Origin of the sequence: Steroidobacter sp., from assembly GCF_016790065.1 — a bacterium.
Taxonomy (GTDB): Bacteria; Pseudomonadota; Gammaproteobacteria; order Steroidobacterales; family Steroidobacteraceae; genus Steroidobacter.
Window position 1 is genome coordinate 1 of record NZ_JAEUPY010000672.1, and the last position, 16,464, is coordinate 16,464.

A 16,464-nucleotide genomic window follows, 5' to 3' on the forward strand; every position below is an offset into this window, starting at 1 on the left:
ATTCACACCGCGCGATGGCCCGAGCGTTCGCCGGATTTCACTGGCAAGCGCGTGGGCATCATTGGCACCGGCTCCTCGGCGGTGCAGGCCATTCCCATCGTCGCTCAGCAGTGCGAGCAATTGACGGTGTTGATGCGCACGCCGAATTTCTATGCGCCGGCGCGCAATCGCCCGCTGACTGAGTCGGATTACGAGTGGTGGGAGAAAAATCGCGAACTCACACGCAGTCGCCTGCAAGCCTGCCTGCGCTGGGGCGGCGGCGACATCATGCTTGATGATGAGATCAACGACGCGATGTTCAAAACGGCCGGTGAGTTCACGCCACAGCGGCGACGCGAGATCTACGAAGCGCGCTACGAAAACGGTGGCGGTGTCGTCGGCTGGGCGTTCTGTGACGCGATGGCCAATCCCAAGGTGAACGAGGAGGCCGCTGACTTCCTTCGCAGCAAGATCGGCACCATCGTCACGAATCCTCGCACCGCCGAGAAGCTGACTCCACGCGGCTATGCCTACGGCACCAAGCGCTGCACGGTCGGCACCGATTTCTACGAAGCGTTCAATCGCGACAATGTCGAGCTCATCGACGTGAAGTCCGAGCCCATCGAGCGCTTCACGCCTGAGGGTGTCATCGTCGGCGGCCGTTTGATCAAGCTCGACGTGCTGATCTCCGCGTCGGGTTTCGATGCATTGACTGGCGCGCTGACTAGCATCGATCTGCGCGGCGTGGGCGGTGTGTCTTTGAAGGAGAGCTGGGCGCAAGGCCCACACTCGCATCTCGGCGTTAGCGTCCACGGCTTCCCGAATCTTTATATGGTGGGTGGGCCCGGCAGCCCGTCGGTGCTGACCAACGTCGTCATGACCAACGAGATGCAAGTCGAATGGATCGCCGCGCTCATCGCTCATTGCCAGAAGTATGACGTGCGTCGCTGCGAGGTCACGCGCGAGGCAGAGGAGCAATGGACTCGTCACGTCAACGATCTCGTCAAAGGCACGCTTTGGGAACACGCCAACAGCTGGTATGTCGGTGCCAACGTTCCCGGCAAGCCGCGAGTCATCCTCGCGTACGTCGGCGGCTATCTGGCTTATCGGGAGCGTTGTGATCAAGAGCAAAAACAGGGCTATCCAGGCTTCGCCTGCAGCTGATCGGACGGATTGCATCATGACAATCGCACACAGATGCGTAGCTCTGGGGCTTCTAGTACTTCTCAGCGCCTGCCAGCGGCAACAATCGCCGTCGGCCTCAGCGTCGGAGACTCGCGCGTTTGCGAACGTCGACGATGCGCGCTTGGCCGGCGCCGAGTCGAATGCAGACGATTGGCTGAGCCACGGCCGAACCTACAGCGAACAACGATTCAGTCCGCTTGCGGAAATCAATGCTAAAAACGTCGGGCAGCTCGAACTCGCCTGGTTTCATGACCTCGACACCAATCGGGGCCAGGAGGCGACGCCCATCATCGTCGATGGTGTCATGTACACGACGACTGCGTGGAGCAAAGTCGTGGCGCTGGATGCCGCGAGTGGCAAGCATCTGTGGACATACGATCCGAAAGTGCCGGGCGCGACCGCGATAAAAGCATGCTGTGATGTGGTCAATAGAGGTGTCGCGGTGTATCGCGGCAAAGTCTACGTCGGTACTCTCGACGGCCGTCTCATCGCGCTCGATGCGGCGACGGGTAAACCAGTTTGGTCCGTCGAGACGACGGATCCGCAAGCTTCATACACGATCACTGGCGCTCCGCGCGTGGTGAAAGGCAAAGTCATCATCGGCAATGGCGGTGCTGACACTTATCAAGTACGCGGCTACGTCAGCGCGTACGACGCGGAGACCGGCAAGCTCGCCTGGCGTTTCTATACGGTGCCCGGCGATCCAGCGAAGGGCCCGGACGGCGCGGCATCAGACAAAGTGTTAGCTGAGAAGGCGCTGCCGACTTGGTTCGGCAAGTGGTACGAGTTCGGCGGCGGCGGCACTGCGTGGGACTCCATCGTCTACGACCAAGAACTCGATCAGCTCTATGTAGGCACAGGTAACGGCCTGCCGTGGAATCGACGCATCCGTTCTGAAGGCAAAGGCGACAACCTGTTCCTGTGTTCGATCATCGCGCTGAAGCCGGACACGGGCGAGTACTTGTGGCATTACCAAGTGAATCCCGGTGAAACCTGGGACTACAACGCCAACCAAACGATCACGCTCACTGACCTGGTACTCGACGGTCAGAAGCGCAAGGTGCTGATGCAGGCACCGAAGAACGGTTTCTTCTATGTGATAGATCGCGAGAACGGCAAGCTGCTGTCGGCGAAGAATTTCGTCGCTGTGAATTGGGCGACGGGCATCGATCTGGCCACCGGCCGGCCGCAGGAAACACCCGAAGCTCGCTACGAGAAGGCGATCTTCGTCGCGCAGCCAGGTGGCGCTGGCGCGCACAACTGGCATCCGATGGCCTACAGCCCCGCGGCAGGGCTCGCCTATATTCCGGCGCAGGAACTACCGCTGGCGTATCGCGACGATCCCGCGTTCGCCGCGCGTCCGAAAACACTCAACACCGGCATCGATTTTAGTTTGCTTGGCGTGCCGGACGATCCGGCGCAGCGCGCGGCGATTGCGAAGATGCTGACCGGGCGTTTGATCGCGTGGAATCCGGTGACACAGCAAGAAGCCTGGCATGTCGATCACGCGGGCCCGTGGAATGGCGGCGTGCTCGCGACGGCGGGCGATCTGGTATTTCAAGGCACGGCAGACAAACAACTTCAGGCCTACCGTGCGAGCAACGGTGAACGGCTTTGGAACTACGACGTGCAGACCGGAACTGTTGGCGGGCCTGTGTCGTATCGAGCGGGCGGCGAACAGTACATCGCTGTGATGGCGGGCTATGGAGGCGCGGTGCCGCTAGCGTTGCCGGCGCTGAAGCCTGCATTTGCCGCGCCTAACGGCAGAGTGTTGGCGTTCAAGATCAAGGGTGGTGCGAAGCTGCCGGCTTACACGCCAGTGCCGCTGCCGCCGGCGATGCCGACGGCCGAACAGTGGCCGCAACAGCGCATCGATGAAGGTCGGGGGCTGTACTCGAATTACTGCAGCCGGTGCCACGGTGCGTCGCTGCTCTCGTCGGGGATTCTGCCGGACCTGCGGCGCTCGCCGATGGCGGGTCATCCGGAGTCATTCACGAAAGTGGTGCTGGAAGGCGCACTCGAGCCGCGCGGCATGATCTCATTCGCGGGTAGTTTGACTGCTGAGCAGGTCGAATCGATCCGCGCCTACGTCATCTCTTCTGCACGGCTATTGCAAGCGCAGGAGGCCGCGCAGAAGCAGTGACGCAATAGCCGTGGAACGGTAAACTCAATAGCCTTCGCCGAGGCGAGCGGGAATCATCCCGCCGTCGATGCGCAGGTCAGTGCCGGTGATGAAGGACGCATCTTCTGAGGCTAGAAAAGCAGCGGCTCGGGCAATGTCCATGGACGTGCCCCAGCGGCGCAATGAGGTCTGCTCGAGCACGATGCTGGCCGCTTGGCCGTGCTCGACCTCGTAGCGACCCATCGGAGTCCAGATGATGCCTGGAGAGATCGACACGATACGGGCGCCTCGTTTGGCCCAAGCCGCTGCACGCAGCGCGGCCTCGCGTATCGTGGCCCGCTTCGACAGGCCGTACGAAGGACCGCTCAGGCTGGAGTATACGAATGAGCCATTCTGGCCTTGGGTTGCGACCAGCCGCTGTAGATGCGGCTCCATCCTCGCGAGCAGTTCATCCGCTGGCGTGTCCGATGCGAGCAGGGCATCGACCTGTTTGTCGACCAGCGCGACATGGCCGGCGACGGACGCAATCAGAATGCCCACACTGCCCATCGACAAGCGCGACTCGATCGCTGCGAGCAGCAATCGTGTTCCGACCACGTTCGTGCGGAGGATGCGTTGCCACTCCGCCATCCCCGACGACACGCCGGCAGTATGTAGCAGCACGCCAAGCGGACCATGCGAGTCGATGGTTTCCATGAGCGCGCTGATTACGGTGGGCTCGGCCAAGTCTCCCGCCACACAGGCCCGTACCAGGTACCCTTCATCGTGAAGCTGCGCTTGTGTTTGCGACAGCCGCTCCGCCGAGATGTCGGTGAGTACCAGATCGTGCGCTCGGCCGAATTCTCGGGCGCACGCGATTCCCATCCCGCCGCAGCCGCCGGTAATGACTGCAAGCCTTCTTTGGATCGCTGCTTTCATGCTGCCGCCTCAATGCCGAGCCACTCGTGAAACAAACCAAAAAAACTCGAGCGCCCGCCGCCAAGAAAACGCCTCGCACCTACCAATCCAAAGCTATGGTCGAGCGGCGTGCGCGCATCATCGCCGCCACGCTTGCGATAGTTGAGGAGAGCGGCATCGCCGCGGCGACCACCAGGAACGTCAGCGAACGCGCCGGCGTCGCGCTGCGCACGCTGTACCTGCAGTTCGAGAATCGCGAGGCCATGATCGGCACGGCCATCAAAGAGTTTTTCTACGAGTCGATTGCCGAAGAGGGCGCAGGCGCCGGCCCGCGGACCATCGAGGAGATCCTGAGCCGCATCGACCGGTTGACCCGGATCATCAAACGCAAGCGGGAATATTCCAAAGAGCTGGCGCCGGTGTATTTCTCGTCGAGCCTGGACAGCGGCATCTACGGCATCTTGCGGGACATCGCCATCTCGCACGTGACGCCGTTCCTCGATGACCTGGTCGCGGCCGACAGCAACAAGCTGGCCAAGCCCGAGCTGAACTTCCTGCACACGCTGATCGCCAACGCCGAGTACTCCATCATCGACGATGCCATGAACGGCCGGTTGCCCGAACAGAAGCTGGGCACGCTGCTGAAGCTCGGCGTGCTCTCCAGCATCGCCGGCTTCATCCCGAACCCGCCGGCCGAGCTGCTCGAAACCATTCGGCAACTGCGGGCGTTGGTGGGCTGAGGTCATGCACGCAGGATTGTCGTAGCCGGGGCCGCTGGACACCTACCGATAGATAGGGAAGTTCTGTTGAGGCGGGCCGCCAACTGCGGTACTACTCGGGGGCTGATTTGCCAGCTCAAGGTCCCCCGAACATCGCCATGTCATCGCTCAAGCTCCTGACCCTCATTTGCAGCACCCGCCCGACCCGCATCGGTCCTTCGATTGCTCGCTGGTTCGACTCGGTGGCCAGCGCGGACGATCGCTTCAGCGCGCAGTTGGTCGATCTGGTGGAGGTTGGTCTGCCGCTATTCGACGAGCCGCATCACCCAAGGTTGCGCAAGTATCAGCATGAACATACCAAGCGCTGGTCGGCGCTGGTAGATGGCGCGGACGCTTTTGTGTTCGTGACGCCGGAGTACAACTACTCACCACCGCCGTCGTTCACCAACGCCATCGACTACTTGTACGCCGAGTGGAACTACAAGCCTTGCGGTTTCGTGAGCTATGGCGGAGCGTCCGGCGGCATGCGCGCCGCGCAGCAGGCGAAGCTAACGGTGACGGCGGCGAAGATGATGCCGCTGGCTGAGGCAGTGGCGATTCCTTTCGCCGCCAAGCTGATCGACGAAAGTAAGCACTTCAACAGCAACGAGCAGTTGGACAGTGCCGCCAAGGTCATGCTGGATGAGCTGACTAAGTGGGGGCGGGCGTTGCGCACCATCCGGGTGCCGTAGGTCGTAAGAGCTCCTGATCAACGAGCTGCTGTGGGTGGCACGGCTTGCTGCGTCTTAGTGCAAGCCGAAGGCTTCATAGCGCACAGTCGATGCATAACTACTCCTTGTTTTCGTTGATTTCCGGAGCGCTGGGGGGCCACCGGCGCTGGAGTCAGGCATGGCGGACTCCGACGCCTCGCAAGTCTTACGACGTGATCATCGTCGGTGCCGGCGGCCATGGCCTGTCGACGGCGTACTACCTGGCCAAGAAGCACGGCATTCGCAATGTCGCGGTGCTCGAAAAGGGCTGGCTTGGCGGCGGCAATACGGGGCGCAACACGCAGGTCACGCGGTCGAACTACTTCTGGCCCGAGAGCGCGGCGTTCTACGAACACTCGCTGCAACTGTATGAAGGCCTGAGTCGCGAACTCAACTTCAACGTGATGCTGAGTCAGCGCGGCATCCTGACACTCGCGCACAGTCACCACGAGCTGGAGAATCTGCGTCGCTGGGCCAATGCGATTCAAGTCAACGGCATCGATTCGGAGCTGATGACGCCCGAGGAGATCAAGAGGCTGGTGCCATTGATCAAGCTGGATGCGCGCTTTCCAGTGCATGGCGGCTTCATTCAGCGCCGCGGTGGCATCTCCCGACACGACGCGGTTGCTTGGGGTTACGCACGCGGTGCCAATGCACTCGGCGTCGACATCATTCAGCAATGTGAGGTGACCGGCTTTCGTCAGCAGGGCGGACGGGTCGCTGCGGTTGAGACCTCGCACGGCATGATTGGCGCGGGCAGCGTCGTTCTGTCGGTCGCAGGCCACTCGACCGTGCTGGCTGGAAAGTTCGGGTTGCGCTTGCCCATCAGCAGCATGGCATTGCAGGCCATGGTGAGCGAGCCGATCAAGCCTTGTCTCGATACGGTTGTGTTGTCGCCGACGGTGCACATGTATGTGAGCCAGTCTGATCGCGGCGAACTCGTGCTCGGTGGCGGAGCGGACGTCTACACCAGCTACGCACAGCGTGGCGGTCTGCCGGCGTTCCATCAGAACGTGACGGCATTGCTCGAATTGTTCCCGGCCTTCCGGCAGCTACGCTTGATGCGTCAGTGGGCGGGCATCGTCGATATCACGCCCGATACCACTCCCATCATGGGGCTGACACCCGTCGATGGTTTGTTCATCAACTGCGGCTGGGGGACGGGCGGCTACAAGGCGATTCCAGCCGGCGGCGATACCATGGCCTACACCGTAGCTCACGGTGAGCCGCATCCGTTGATCGCCCAGTTCGGCTTGAAGCGCTTCGCCAGCGGCGCATTGATCGATGAAGGCGCGGCGGCCGGAGTGGCGCACTGATGTTACAGATCCCTTGTCCTTACTGCGGCGTGCGCGATGAAGAAGAGTATCGTTTCGGCGGCGAGTCGCACGTCACCCGGCCCACACTGGAAGCCGACGATGTTGCTTGGGCCGACTATCTGTTCAATCGCATCAATCCCAAAGGCGTGGCTTACGAGCGTTGGTTGCATTCTTATGGCTGCGGCCGTTGGTTCAACGTTGCGCGCGATACCGTGACTCACGACATCCTTGCGGTTTATCTGATGGGAGAGGCGAAACCGGAACTGGCCTTGGATGAGGTGGCGCCGGTGCGTCGCTCGCGCATCAGCGAAGGGAGTTTGTCATGAGCGCCCATCGAGTGGCGCAGGGCGGTCAGCTCGACCGGTCGCAAACGCTATCGTTCACCTTCAATGGCCGCGCTTTGCAAGGACACGCTGGCGATACGCTGGCCTCGGCGTTGCTTGCGAATGGAATCAGTGTGGTCGCGCGCAGCTTCAAGTATCACCGCCCTCGCGGCATTTTTTCGGCGGGCGTCGAAGAGCCGAACGCACTGCTGAGAGTGGCGATCAACGGCCTGGCCGTGCCGCTGGTGCGTGCCACAGTGCAGCCGCTAGTGGATGGCATGGTCGTCACCAGCGAGAACTGTTTTCCCAGCGTCGACTTCGATGTGGGACGCGTTTTCGACCGCGTTCATGGCCTGCTGCCGGCTGGTTTTTATAACAAGACGTTCAAGTGGCCGAACTGGCATACCTATGAAGATGCCGTGCGGCGTATGGCGGGGTTGGGAACGTTGCCGTCCGGTGAGGACAAGACGGAGTTCTTTCGGCATCACCTGAGATGCGATGTGCTGGTAGTCGGCGCTGGCATTGCCGGCTTGTCGGCGGCACGAGAGGCAAGCCGAGCTGGTGCGCGCGTGGTGTTGATTGAACAAGACGGCCAGCTTGGCGGACGAGCGTTGCTCGAGCGAGTAGATGTCGAGGGGCTCAGCGCCCGCAGTTGGGTCAGCGAGGTGGCTGATGAACTCGAACGTTCGCCGAAGGTTCAAATCCTGCGGCGGACGATGGTGGCAGGCTACTACGATCACAATGTTCTGACCGCGCTCGATCTGTCGGATAACGAGCGTCCGGACGGGCCGGTGCAGCGGTTCTGGATCATCCGCGCGCGTGAGGTGGTTCTTGCCACTGGCGCCATTGAACAGCCGCTGATGTTTGCTCACAACGACCGCCCCGGCATCATGCTCGCCGGCGCGGTGCGAACCTATCTGAATCGTTACGGCGTGGCCACCGGCCGGCGTGCAGTGATCGCAACCAACAATGACGATGCGTATCGCACGGCCTTCGACCTGCATGATGCTGGCATCGAGGTCCCGGCCATCGTCGATGCGCGTGAGGCTGCGAGCGTTCAGATCGAGAAGGGCGTCGAACGGCGAGGTCTGAAGGTGATTCGCTCAGCCATGGTCGTCGACACGCGTGGGTCGAGTCGGTTGAAAGCTGTTGCCGTCAACGGAGTGTCCAGCGACGGTCGCAAGCTCGGGAACAGCGTCACTTGGATTGCCTGCGACACGCTCGCTGTGTCGTCAGGGTGGAATCCAACAGTTCATTTGTATTCGCAAGCCGGCGGCAAGGTACGTTACGACGCTTCGCTCGCTTGTATCGTCCCGGAAAGCTGCCGTCAGCGCGTGCGCATTGTCGGAGCTGCGAATGCGGAGTTCGCAGTATCGAGTGCGGTTGCCAGTGGCGCTCGGGCGGGGCGCGAGGCGGCGACGACTACACGCGAGAAGCAGTATGTATCAGGCAGCGTGCCTCGCGACCATCGATCTGAGACCAACGGGATTCGCGCTATCCGTCGAGCGCCGCAGAGTAGTAACGCGCGTCAGTGGGTCGACCTGCTTCACGATGTCACTTCCGCCGATATCGAGCTGGCTGCCCGCGAGAACTTTGTCTCGGTCGAGCATCTGAAGCGCTATACGACCACCGGCATGGCCGTGGATCAGGGCAAGACCAGTAATCTCAACGCGCTGTCGGTACTGTCCGAGCTCACTGGCCGTGGCATCGAGACGCTGGGCACAACCACTTACCGGCCGCAGTTCATGCCGGTGACTTTCGGTGCGATCGGTGGCGACGCCACGGGCGATCTGTACGCACCGCCGCGTCACATGCCGGTCCATCGTTGGCATGTCTTGAATGGAGCGCAGCTCGATGACTACGGCGGTTGGAAGCGGCCTGCGTGCTACTTGCGCGGTGCTGAAAGTCGCGAAGCCGCGATCAATCGCGAGGTGAGGGCGGTGCGTGCGGGGCTCGGCTTGTTCGAAGGCTCGCCGCTGGGAAAGATCGAAGTGCGCGGTCGCGACGCTGCGAACTTCCTTCATCGTATCTACATGAACAACGTCATCTCGTTGCAGCCGGGCAAAGTGCGCTATGGGCTCATGCTCAACGAGAACGGCATCGTGATCGACGACGGTGTGTTCGCGTGTTTATCGCCCGAGCACTACTTGGTCAGCACCACAGGTGGTAATGCCGAGCGCATCGCCGGCTGGCTCGATGAGTGGCACCAATGCGAATGGCCGGATCTGGATCTGGTGTTGACGCCAGTGACGACACAGTGGGCTGTGCTCACTTTGGCTGGTGCCGCGGCCCGCGCACTCCTGCAGGAGCTGCCGAGCGATATCGATTTCTCGGCCGCTGCGTTCCCGCATATGAACTTCCGCGAAGGCCAGATCGCTGGTCGACGAGCACGAGTGCAGCGCGTGAGCTTCACCGGTGAGTTGAGCTACGAGATCAGCGTTCCGGCCAACGAAGCGGAAGGCTTATGGGAGGAGTTGATGCGGCGGGGGGCGAAGTACGGCATCGCTCCTGTTGGTCTCGAGGCCTGGCTGGTGTTGCGACTCGAGAAGGGCTTTTTGCACGTGGGCTCGGATACTGATGGCACCACCAATCCGCTGGATCTGGGCTTCGGTGCCGTGATCGAAAAGAAGAACACGGATTTCGTGGGCCGCCGCTCGTTGTCTCGTGCACACGATCAAGCGTCGTCGCGACGGCAGTTCGTCGGCTTGGAGCCAGTAGCCGCTAACGCTTCGCTGGTGGCGGGCGCACACATCGTCAGCAGCGCATCGTCGCCAAGAAGAAGCGAAGGCTTCGTCACGTCGGCTGCCTTCAGTCCGACGCTGGAGCGCTCCATTGGCCTGGCGCTGCTCGAACGTGGCGCGGCGCGCATCGGCGAGATCGTCACCATCTTCGATGAAGGGAGCACGCTCCAGGCGCGCGTAGTCAAGCCGACCTTCTTCGATTCCGCCGGGGAGCGCATGAATGGATAAGCAATTGGTGGAGCTAGAGGCGCATCCGCGGCGAACCAAAGTTCGCTTACGCATTCGGATGTCAGCTTCGCATGAGGCAAGCAAGCACGGGCTACCGCGCATGCTCGAAGGACGAACGACAGCTGAGGTCACGGCACTTTCGCTGGGTCCAGACCAATGGCTGTTGGTGAGCGACCAACTGTCGGCGGAGAAGCTGGTATCGATGTGCGAGAGCGAGTTCGCGAACGTGACTCACCATGCGGTTGACGTTTCTGCAGCGCTCAACTGTGCCACTGTGCAGGGGCCGAGTGCGCCGGCGTTGTTGTCGATGGGAGCGGGCGTCGACTGGTCCGCACAGTGCATTCGTACCCGGTTCGCAGCGGTCCCTGTGGTTGCCCATCGCCACGACCCGATCTCGTTCGATCTGTACTACGACCGAAGCTTTAGAGACTATCTGGGGCAGTGGTTGAGCCACGCGCTTCGCGACCCGTTATTGAATCCAGTACGTTCCTGATTCGAGCCAAAGGATCTGTATGAAATCAGCTTCGGGACGCTGGTCCTCGTGGCTTGCCTTCAATCTAGCGGCGGTGGGTGCAGCGGTCGGCCTCGGCAGCATCTGGCGCTTTCCTTATCTGGCCGGAACCAACGGCGGCAGTACGTTTCTGCTGGTGTTCGTGCTGGCGTGCGTGGCCATCGCAACGCCGCTACTGGTCGCGGAGTTCATGATCGGCCGCAGGTCGCGGCTGAGTCCGCCGGCAGCGGCGGGGCAGGTGGCTGCGACGTTCGGTTACTCACGATCCTGGAACTGGATCGGGGTGCTGGGCACGGTGGCTGGTGTGCTCATCATGTCGAACTACACCGTGATTGCCGGATGGGTGAGCGCCTACGCTTGGAAGTGTGCGAGCGGTGAGATCATGGGCCTGACGCGGCCGGAGATCGCGGCGCATTTCTCAGACTTCCTGGCGAACCCGTGGCAAGTGGGCTTCTGGAACGTCGTGTTCCTTGCCCTCGTCGGTTTCATCTCGGCGCGGGGTTTGAATCGCGGCATCGAGATTGCCAACAAGATTCGGGCTCCCGGCTTGTTGATTCTGTTGCTGGCGCTGGTGGCTTACGCGCTGCTTCAAGGCGATGCGGAGCGCGGCCTGACCTTCGCGTTTCAACCCGACCTGAGCAAGCTTTCTCCAGACTTGGTCCTGGCCGCAGTTGGGCAGGCCTTCTACGCGACCGGCGTGGGCATGGCCATGATGTTGGCCTACGGCGCCTATGTGCCTGGCAATGTTTCTTTGGTGCGCTCGGCTCTATTGATCAGCGCTTCCATCGTCGTGGTGTCGGTACTGGCGACCGCGATGGTGTTCCCATTGGTGTTTCAGTATGGACTGGACCCGGCGCAAGGGCCGGACCTGGTGTTCAACGTGCTGCCCACCGCTTTTGTAGAAATGCCTGCGGGCCGGCTGGTCGGCACTTTATTTTTCATCCTGCTGGTGCTGGCCGCGCTGACTCCGTCCATTGCAGGTATGGAGCCGATGGTGGCGTGGCTGCAACAGCGGCGCGGTTATTCGCGGTCAGTGGCGGTGCTGATCGCCATCCTGATCGTCTGGTTCCTGGCGCTGGGCAGTGTGTTGTCTTTCAACGTCTGGAAGGACTGGCATCCGCTGGCATGGACTACGCTGTTTCAGCACAAGACCGTGTTCGACATCGTCGATTTCGTTTCTTCCAACGTCCTGTTGCCCCTCGGCGCTTTGCTTACCTGCGCCTTCGTAGGCTGGCGCTTGCCGGCCTCATTCGACCAGGAAGAGCTGGCGGTGGACGCTCCAGCGCTGCGTCGGCTGTGTCGAATCTTGCTCAAGTTCGTGTGTCCGCTCGCTATTGGGGCGGTTCTGCTCGCTGCCCTGTAGTCCGCTCCCCAGTCGCCGCCCAGCCCGCCCCTGGTCAGTACTAAACACTTCTGTACGGAGCCGGCAAAGCTGTTGTATGCTGCCCCGAACCGTACACAAATGTACGGTTCCGCGGATCGATCCGGCTGGGCATAAGAACGAAGTGGGGCGATATGGCAGTAGCAGTCGAAAGAATGCGCGATCTGCAGCACACGGCAGGAAGCGTCGCCCGCCAGAGAATGGCCGATGTGTTCCGCGGACTGGATGCGCCGCTGCGGGCCTTTCTGACCCAGCAAACCCGCTCGATGGATGATGCCGAAGATCTGGTGCAAGAGATCTTCCTGCGCCTGTGGCGCATGGGCGCGGCCACCGAGATCCGCAGCTTCAAAGCGTTCGCCTTCAAGATGGCCTGCAATCTGGTGAAAGATCGCAGCCGCCGCACTCACACCCGCATGATGCGCCAGGCTGTGCCGGCCGGCGACATTCAGCTCTCCGACATGGGCGAAGGCGAGCCCTCCAGCGTCGTGCAATCCATGCAAATGCTCGGCATGGTCAGCGAAACCTTGGCCAAGTTGCGACCGAGCACTCGCGAAGCCTTTGTTCTCTACCGGATGGAAGCTTGCTCACAGGCACAGATCGCCGCGCATCTGGGCATCTCGGTCAGCATGGTCGAGAAGCACGTGAGTCAGGCGACCGCCGCCCTGCGTAACGCTGGCGTCGAATTCTCGGAGCGCTGATGAACCTGGACCGCGATATCAGGCAGACAGAACTGTACGGAAAGGTCTGTGACTATTTCCGGATTCTGAACGGCGTCGGACTGGACAGGATTGTCGATGCGGCGGATATCACCGCGTCACCCGATGGTCACTCAGTCGCGTTCACTGGCACCCTTCATGAAGACTTGGCGCGAGCGCCAGTTACTCGCGTTTGTTTGTTAGAGCTGTCGAGTCGCCAGCACACGCGTATTCAAGCGGGCGAGGGTAGCGATCGGCTGCCGCGTTGGTCGCCGGATGGCAAGTCGCTGGCGTTCATTTCCGATCGCGCCCAGGCTGGAAACTATCAACTCTATTTGGCCCGCGGCGATGGCGGCGAAGTGCGAGCCGCGCCTGCAGTCGATGGCATCGTCGAAGCGCTGCAGTGGTCGCCCGATGGGCAACACATTCTGTTGCTCGTGGCGGGATTCGGCGCTGATCTCGCGGGTTGTCAGGGTGGCCACACCACGTTGAGTCGCTCCGGAGCCGCGCAATTGCCTGCGTGGATGCCTATCGTCGACAGCGGCGATGCCGCGGATCTGTGGCGTCGTATCTTCGTGGTGCGAGTCGAAGAGATGCAGGCGACTGCACTCGCTACCGACGGCATCAACTGTTGGGAAGCAACTTGGGCAGGTAATGATCGCATCGCTGCCGTGACCTCCGACTCACACAGCGAAGGATCGTGGTACCGAGCGCAGCTCACGTCGTTTGGCCTCAAAGGCGCTGAGACGCGTGTGTTGTACACGCCATCCGATCAGATCGGCGTGCCAGCGGGTTCGCCGTCGGGCCGCGCGATCGCGTTGATCGAAGCCGTGTGCAGCGATCGCCTGATCGTGGCCGGAGAATTGCGACTGATCGACACGGCGACCGGCGAGGTTCGAGCGATCGATACCGCAAACGTCGACGTCACGCATGTCGCCTGGCGGAGCGATCGTCATTTGATGTTTGTCGGCCATCGCGCGTTCGAGACCGTCATCGGCGAGGTGTATGTCGAGACCGGCGAGTGTGTGGAGCAATGGAGCAGCATCGAGCGCACGTTTGGTAATTGGTATCCGGCGATCTGGCCTTTGACCTCGGGCGGCTGTGTCGCGATCGGTGAGGCTTACGATGTCGCACCGGAAATCGTCGTGGTTCGCGACGGACGCTATGACGTGGTGGCGTCGTTGGACGCTCGGCCGCCAGGCGAGATCAAACGAGCGCACATCGCTCCGATCAAGTGGCAAGGACGCGATGGCCTCGAGATCCACGGCTGGTTGGTGAAGCCCGACGTCGCCGGCCCGATGCCGGTGGTGATGGATATTCATGGCGGCCCGGTGTGGTGTCATCGCAATCGCTGGCAGGGTCGGCTGCGCGGCGCCAAGCTGTTTACCGATCATGGCATCGCTGTGTTTTATCCGAATCCTCGCGGCAGCAGCACTCGTGGACGTGAGTTCGCACGCCTCGTCGCTGGCGACATGGGTGGCGAGGACACTTACGACTATCTCACCGGCCTCGATGCGCTCGTGGCCAACGGCACCGCAGATCCCCAACGCCTTGGCGTGACGGGCATCAGTTATGGCGGTTTCATGTCTGCGTGGTTGATCACCCAGGACACGCGCTTCGCTGCCGCTGTGCCGATCAGCTGTGTCAGCAACTGGTACAGCCAGCACCGCACCTCGCAGATTTCGTACTTCGACACGACGTTTCTAACAGGACGGCCGGATCAACCGGGTGGGCACTACTTCGAGCGTAGTCCCGCGATGTTCACGAGCCGAGTGCGCACGCCGACGTTGCAACTCACCGGCGCGTTGGATCAGAACACGCCGCCGACGCAAGCACTGGAGTTTCATCGCTCGCTGCTCGAACACGACGTCGAGTCGGTGTTGCTGACCTATCCCACCGCCGGGCATGGCATTCGATCGTTTCCTGAAGTGCTCGACGCGACCACTCGTTACGTCGGCTGGTTCTTGAAATATTTCGCAGCGGTCACGCGTTAGTCATTGAGGCTCGGCTCTGCTCTTGCGTCTTTGTTGAAATCGCAGCACCGGAGATCAGCATGCTTTCTCGCAATCGACTCGGCTTGGGTGTTTTCTTCGGTGCTTTGACTGCGGTTGCCGTAGCAACGGAGGTACGGGCGCAGGAAGCGAATATGGAAGAGGTCGTGGTGACCGCTCGCAAGCGCGCCGAGACGCTACAGGAAGTGCCGTTGGCGGTGAGCGTGCTGGATTCGGCGACGCTGCAAGACAATCGCATCGATACCGTCGATGACTTGTACGGGCGCGTGCCGGGCTTGTATTTCACCCAATCGGGTGGCGCGGCGCCGACATCTGATTTCGTTTACATCGTGATGCGAGGCGTGGGCTTCAACGGTGGATCGGAACCCGCCGCCGGCGTATTCATCGATGGCATGTATCAACCGCAGCTGGGTTTCGACATCGGCTTTCTGGACCTGGAGCGGTTGGAAGTCCTGCGCGGTCCGCAGGGCACGTTGTTCGGTCGAAACACTCAGGCCGGCGCGCTCAATCTAGTCACGCGCAAACCCGACCAGAATCTCGGCGGTCGAGTCGAGCTCGAACTCTCGGAGTACAACACCTATCGAGTGCACGGCTCGGTGAGCGGTCCGTTGGCGGAAACGCTGTTCGGTGGCATTTCGGCAGAGTATGGCGAATCGGATGGCTATCTCGATAACACGCTGAACGGTCGGCCGGGTGCTCCGTACGATCGCTACGCAGCTCGCGGCACTTTGCGTTGGGTGCCGTCGGACAATCTGGAAGTTTCCTTCGCAGCGGACGTTTCGCATCGAGGCGGCAACGAAATGGCGCTCGGCTCTCTGCTGGCCTGCAAGTGCTATAACATTGCCAGCGATAACGATGCCAACGACACCAAGGACAACAGCGGTGTGCAACTCACCGTGGAATGGAAGGCTAGCGACGCGTTTACGCTGACCTCCATCACCGGCTTCCGCGATGTGAAGTCGGATATCACCATCGATTTCGACGGCGAGCAAACCGATCAAACGCCCACGACTGCCAACGGCCGGCCCGGTTCGACCGTCGCGCCCGGCCCAATCACGTTCCAGGGTGTGCATCAGCGCTCCGAAGTCGAGCAAAAGTTCTGGAGCGAAGAGCTGCGGCTGAGCGGTGAAGCAGGAGCCTTCGATTGGCTCGCTGGTGCGTACTACTTCGATCAGACGCAGGATCAGCAACGCGCTTTCGATATCGGCATCGGCGTCAGAATCGATCCAGCCGTGGGCTATCTGGCAGGAACGGCGATTCGTGAGGACTTCGGCGCCGACCGCGACGGCTGGGCCCTGTTCGGTCAAGGCAGCTGGCAAGCGACGGACCATGTCGAGCTGACGCTCGGTTCGCGCTACTCGCGAGAGACGGTCTCAGTGGACGGTCAGCGGTTGCGTAACATCACGCAGATCGAGAACGCCAATCCGACGTTCTTCACCTTGAGCGGTGAAGATACGTTCAGCGACGTCACCTCGACCGCGTCGCTGTCCTATAACTGGAACAGCTCGGTCAGCTCCTATGTGACGGCGGCGCAAGGTTGGAAGGCCGGCGGCTTCAATCGCTATCCGAGCACGGCTGCAGCTGTGTTGCCGTACGACGCCGAGAC

Annotated in this window: 13 protein-coding genes; 12 read left to right on the plus strand and 1 reads right to left on the minus strand. The window is 61.4% G+C overall.

Annotated elements, in window-relative coordinates:
* Positions 1-1,143: flavin-containing monooxygenase (locus tag JNL55_RS27710; protein ID WP_293862316.1), on the plus strand; the 1,143-nt coding region annotated here is incomplete at its 5' end.
* 16 nt (positions 1,144-1,159) lie between these two features.
* On the plus strand, positions 1,160-3,307 hold the full coding sequence (locus tag JNL55_RS27715; protein WP_293862319.1) for a PQQ-dependent dehydrogenase, methanol/ethanol family: 2,148 nt from the start codon (positions 1,160-1,162) through the stop codon (positions 3,305-3,307).
* A gap of 24 nt (positions 3,308-3,331) precedes the next feature.
* Here the strand turns inward: JNL55_RS27715 and JNL55_RS27720 are convergent, their stop codons facing one another.
* A complete protein-coding gene (locus tag JNL55_RS27720; protein ID WP_293862322.1) occupies positions 3,332-4,204 on the minus strand; it encodes an SDR family oxidoreductase in 873 nt (290 codons plus the stop codon).
* A 26-nt stretch (positions 4,205-4,230) separates the two neighbouring features.
* Between JNL55_RS27720 and JNL55_RS27725 the strand changes: the two genes are divergently transcribed.
* The 10 genes from JNL55_RS27725 to JNL55_RS27770 all read left to right on the plus strand — a co-directional run.
* Positions 4,231-4,923: a TetR/AcrR family transcriptional regulator gene (locus tag JNL55_RS27725; protein ID WP_293862325.1), complete on the plus strand. Its 693-nt coding sequence runs from the start codon at positions 4,231-4,233 to the stop codon at positions 4,921-4,923.
* A gap of 137 nt (positions 4,924-5,060) precedes the next feature.
* Positions 5,061-5,633, plus strand: coding sequence for an NADPH-dependent FMN reductase (locus JNL55_RS27730; protein ID WP_293862328.1), 573 nt, complete (start codon positions 5,061-5,063; stop codon positions 5,631-5,633).
* Positions 5,634-5,722: 89 nt separating this feature from the next.
* The gene (locus tag JNL55_RS27735; protein ID WP_293862331.1) at positions 5,723-6,967 is read left to right on the plus strand and encodes a sarcosine oxidase subunit beta family protein; all 1,245 of its coding nucleotides are present in this window, start codon (positions 5,723-5,725) and stop codon (positions 6,965-6,967) included.
* The gene (locus tag JNL55_RS27740) at positions 6,967-7,293 is read left to right on the plus strand and encodes a sarcosine oxidase subunit delta (protein ID WP_293862334.1); all 327 of its coding nucleotides are present in this window, start codon (positions 6,967-6,969) and stop codon (positions 7,291-7,293) included. The genes JNL55_RS27735 and JNL55_RS27740 overlap by 1 nt, the downstream gene beginning before the upstream one ends.
* Positions 7,290-10,259: a sarcosine oxidase subunit alpha family protein gene (locus tag JNL55_RS27745; RefSeq protein ID WP_293862337.1), complete on the plus strand. Its 2,970-nt coding sequence runs from the start codon at positions 7,290-7,292 to the stop codon at positions 10,257-10,259. The genes JNL55_RS27740 and JNL55_RS27745 overlap by 4 nt, the downstream gene beginning before the upstream one ends.
* Positions 10,252-10,752, plus strand: a complete 501-nt coding sequence (locus JNL55_RS27750; RefSeq protein WP_293862340.1) for a hypothetical protein — start codon at positions 10,252-10,254, stop codon at positions 10,750-10,752. The genes JNL55_RS27745 and JNL55_RS27750 overlap by 8 nt, the downstream gene beginning before the upstream one ends.
* 19 nt (positions 10,753-10,771) lie before the next feature.
* Positions 10,772-12,133: a sodium-dependent transporter gene (locus tag JNL55_RS27755; RefSeq protein ID WP_293862343.1), complete on the plus strand. Its 1,362-nt coding sequence runs from the start codon at positions 10,772-10,774 to the stop codon at positions 12,131-12,133.
* A 152-nt stretch (positions 12,134-12,285) separates the two neighbouring features.
* Entirely contained in the window at positions 12,286-12,849 is a 564-nt protein-coding gene (locus JNL55_RS27760) for an RNA polymerase sigma factor (RefSeq protein WP_293862346.1), read from the plus strand.
* Entirely contained in the window at positions 12,849-14,840 is a 1,992-nt protein-coding gene (locus JNL55_RS27765; RefSeq protein WP_293862349.1) for an alpha/beta hydrolase family protein, read from the plus strand. The genes JNL55_RS27760 and JNL55_RS27765 overlap by 1 nt, the downstream gene beginning before the upstream one ends.
* 59 nt (positions 14,841-14,899) lie before the next feature.
* Positions 14,900-16,464: TonB-dependent receptor (locus JNL55_RS27770; RefSeq protein WP_293862352.1), on the plus strand; the 1,565-nt coding region annotated here is incomplete at its 3' end.